We start from the raw sequence: 3,775 nt of genomic DNA, 5'->3' as shown, positions 1-3,775 counted from the left end.
CCGGCAATATGGTGGAGCGCCACCCACTGTTCTGGCGTAATAAACCCGGCGGTGAGGCGCAAACGGATCATAAAGGAATAGAGGCGCTCCAGCTTCTTGGCGGCCCGCTCTTCGCGGCGGTCGCGGTCATCCTGGAGGTACATGCCGTGGAAACGAACCAGGGCGTGGTCGTCTTCGGCAATATTACCAGTGATCTCGTTGGCAATACTTTGTTGCAGCGTTCCGCGCAGGTTATCGCTGCCTTGCTTGATGCGCTCGGTGGGCGAAAGGGGCTGGTTTTTATTCTGCTCAGACATCGTTGTTCGTTCAGTTCAATAAGTTGAAAATAATGTGAACCACAAAGACACCAGGAAACAAAGGTTCACAAAGGGTTGTCTTAGTGTATCCTTTCTTTCTTAATGCCTTCGTGGTTCAAAAAACCTTAGTATACATCCTTCTGGTAGCGGTCGTTCTCTTTCAGGGTAGCAATATAAGCTTCGGCTTCTTCTTTCGATTTACCGCCATGCTGCTGTACCACCTGCACCAGGGTCGCTTCCACGTCTACGCTCATGGGCTCTTTGGCACCACAAACATAAACCGAGGCGCCGCCTTCCATCCACTCGTACAGTTCCTTTCCCTGTTGCAGCATGCGGTGCTGCACATAGATCTTTTCCTTCTGGTCGCGGCTGAACGCTACGTTCAGCTTGGTGAGCACACCCGTATCTACCCAGTTGAGCAGCTCGGTTTGGTACAGGAAATCGGTAACAAAATGCTGGTCGCCAAAGAACAGCCAGTTGCGGCCGCCGGCGCCTGTTGCATCGCGTTGTGCCAGAAAGCTCCGGAAAGGTGCAATACCAGTACCGGGTCCGATCATGATCACGTCCTTGTCATCGGCAGGCAGGCGGAAAGCATTGTTCTTATGAATATAAAATTCGAACTCGGCGCCTTCAGGTTGCTGCGTCAGGAAGTCGGAGCAAAGACCATACTTGTCTTCACCATTGATGCAAAATTTATCGCGGGCCACCGTGAGGTGCACCTCGCCGCTATGCGCTTCGGGCGAAGAAGAAATCGAATACAGTCGGGGTGCAATGGGCTCCAGCACGGCCACTACTTCTTCAAACTGGGCGGCGTCCTTCAGGGGATATATTTTCAGCAGGTCGAGCAGTCCCATACGGGTTGCGGGAATGCTCTGGCCCACGATAGCGGCGTATTTGGCCACCACCCTTTCCGGGAGGTGCACCAGGTTCAGGCGGCCGGTGAGCAGGTCGGCAACGGATACTTCTTCCCCTTTGTAGGCGTATTTTTTTGCACCATCAACACCGGCAATAGCAAGGATATCGGCTACCAGCAGGCTGCTGTTCCTGGGTATCAGCCCCAGGGCATCGCCAGGTTGGTAATCCACGTCTTCGGCACCAATTTCAAGGTGGTGTGTTTCTTTGCTCGAACCCCGGTCGTTGAGGTTGATATTGGTAAGGATGGTACCGGTATAGGTCTTTTTAGCGGTTGCTTTCTTTGCGGGTGCCGCAACCGTTGCAGGCGCATCCCCACCGGTGCTCAGGCTGGTGAGCAGCTGGCTGAACCAAGCATCGGCCTCCGCTTCGTAGTCGGTATCGCATTTTGCGAGGTCCACCAGGCGTTGACCACCCAGCTTGTTCAATTGGGCATCCACGTCTTCGCCGGCTTTACAAAACAAGGGATAAGAAGTATCGCCCAGGGCCAGCACGCCGTACTTCAGCTTTTCCAGCTTAAAGCCATTGTTGTGGATATGGTCGTAAAACTTCTTGGCGGCGGCAGGCGGCTCACCTTCACCTTGCGTAGAAATAACGGTAACAAAGTACTCCTCCTTGGCCAGGTCGTTGAGGCGGTACTGGTCGAGGCTCACCAGTTTGGCATTGATACCGCTTTTTTTGGCTTTGGCGGCAAACTCGGAAGCCAGCTTCTTGGAGTTACCGGTTTCGGTTCCATAAGCAATGGTGATCTTGCCCACTTTGGCAGCTGCGGCAGCAGGAGCCGCGGCGGGTGCTGTGCCATTTTGCGCAGCAATACCGGCCAGGTATCCGCTGATCCAGGCCAGCTCCTCGCGGGTGGAGGAGGCGATGAGTTCTTCTACGATTTTCAGTTTCGGCGATGAAAGCATATAATCAGTTCAAAGTTCTTTAGTTCAAAGTTCAAAGGCGGTAAGCCTTATTATGCCCGTTTGGCATCTTTGCCATAGGCAACCAGCTTGCCCTCTACGGGTTTGAAGTATTCTTCTTCCCCGCCTTGGTTGGCACGCCAGGCAAACTGCCGGTGCAGTTCCACCACTTTACCAATAATTACCAGCGAAGGCGACTTCAGCTGTAGCCCACCCAACTCCTTGGCATAATGCGCTAAAGTGGAAGTGTGTACTTTTTGTAAAGGCGTGGTGGCCTGTTCCACAATGGCCAGTTCCGTTGCGGCATCTGCGCCATGGGCAAGCAGCTGGTCCACTACCCTGCCCAAAGTTTCGGCCGACATATAAAAAACGAGGGTATCCCTGGTACGGGCCAGTTCGGACCAGTAAGCATCGGTAACCACATCGCTTTTGTAGTAGGTAAGAAAACGAACGGCGGTGCTGCGGTTGCGGGCCGTAAGCGGGATGCCTGCATAGGCAGCGGCGCCAAGGGCTGCCGTTACACCCGGCACAATTTCGTAGGGAATATTGTGTGCTACCAGGGTTTCCAGTTCGTCCAGCACATTGGAAAAAATAGAAACATCGCCTCCCTTGAGCCGAACCACCTTTTTACCCTGTAGGGCATAGTCGGCCATCAGTTCGTTGATGGTACGCTGGGGCGTAGAAGCACCGCGGCGGCATTGCTTGCCCACATAAATGATTTCAGCTTCGGGATTGGTGTATTCGTCCACGATAACATGGCTCACCAGCCGGTCGGTAAGTACCACCTCGGCAGCCTGGAGCAAACGCAGGGCTTTGATGGTGAGCAGTTCGGGATCACCGGGACCTGCACCCACCAGGGCTACGGGGTGTACTTCCGTGTGCAGATTTTGATGGTCAATATGCTGACTAGTATTGTTAAACTGCATGAACCCAAATGAATCGTTGCCCGGGGAGGGACAACTGTTTTGCTTCAAGATACTCTACCAGTTTGGTAGAATAATTGGGCAAATATAGCATCCTGCCGGCTAAACTCCATCTTTTCAATAGACTAATTCCGCATATCCGCTTAGTTCAACAAAACTTTAATTTCTTGTAAGTAAGAAATTAAAGTTTTGCCTGCCGGCACCATTTACAATAGACAGGTGCCATCCTGCACCCCGTTTTGCGTCCCTATTCAAAAACAAAAAGCACAGCCTGGGGCTGTGCTTTGTAAAACCAATTGGTTCTGAAAATTGGTTTTAGGTTGCTGAGGAGCTATGGCTGGCAATCGTTGACAAGTTTACAAAGGCCTGATCCAGATATTCCGGAAAGAAATAGGTTCGCTGGGGTCGCCATGGTCCTGCAGCTTGATGGGCGCAGGTCCGTGTTTGATGTATTCGGGTTTGCCGATATAACGGGTTTCGCCTTTGATCTCCGCATTGTTCTGCACCAGCACGCCGTTGAGGAATGCCGTTACCCGGGCGGGTGTTTTTACGGTACCATCATCGTTGAAGCGGGGAGCGGTCCATACAATATCATACACGTTCCAGTCGCCGGGAGGGCGGTTGGCATTTGCCAGCGGGATGTGCTGTTTGTAAATAGATCCTGCCTGCCCGTTCACATAAGTGGGGTTGTTGTAATTGTCCAACACCTGTATTTCGTAGCCACCATCACCTTTGCCAT

The 3,775-nt window shown here is 52.6% G+C and carries 3 protein-coding genes and 1 pseudogene; all 4 read right to left on the bottom strand.

Annotated elements, in window-relative coordinates; genetic code table 11:
* Positions 1-296, bottom strand: a pseudogene (locus tag BUE76_RS25130) (sulfite reductase subunit beta); the annotation flags it as partial.
* Between the two features lie 125 nt (positions 297-421).
* Entirely contained in the window at positions 422-2,116 is a 1,695-nt protein-coding gene (locus BUE76_RS10790) for a diflavin oxidoreductase (protein ID WP_073046061.1), read from the bottom strand.
* Positions 2,117-2,166: 50 nt separating this feature from the next.
* The gene (cobA, locus tag BUE76_RS10785) at positions 2,167-3,039 is read right to left on the bottom strand and encodes a uroporphyrinogen-III C-methyltransferase (RefSeq protein ID WP_083596639.1); all 873 of its coding nucleotides are present in this window, start codon (positions 3,037-3,039) and stop codon (positions 2,167-2,169) included.
* 353 nt (positions 3,040-3,392) lie between these two features.
* On the bottom strand, positions 3,393-3,775 hold a 383-nt coding region (locus BUE76_RS25125), incomplete at its 5' end, for a 3-keto-disaccharide hydrolase (protein ID WP_254049526.1).

This window comes from Cnuella takakiae, assembly GCF_001953305.1.
Taxonomy (GTDB): domain Bacteria; phylum Bacteroidota; class Bacteroidia; order Chitinophagales; family Chitinophagaceae; genus Flavisolibacter; species Flavisolibacter takakiae.
Note: the sequence above shows the minus strand (reverse complement) of the source record. Positions and strands in the feature narration are given on the sequence as shown.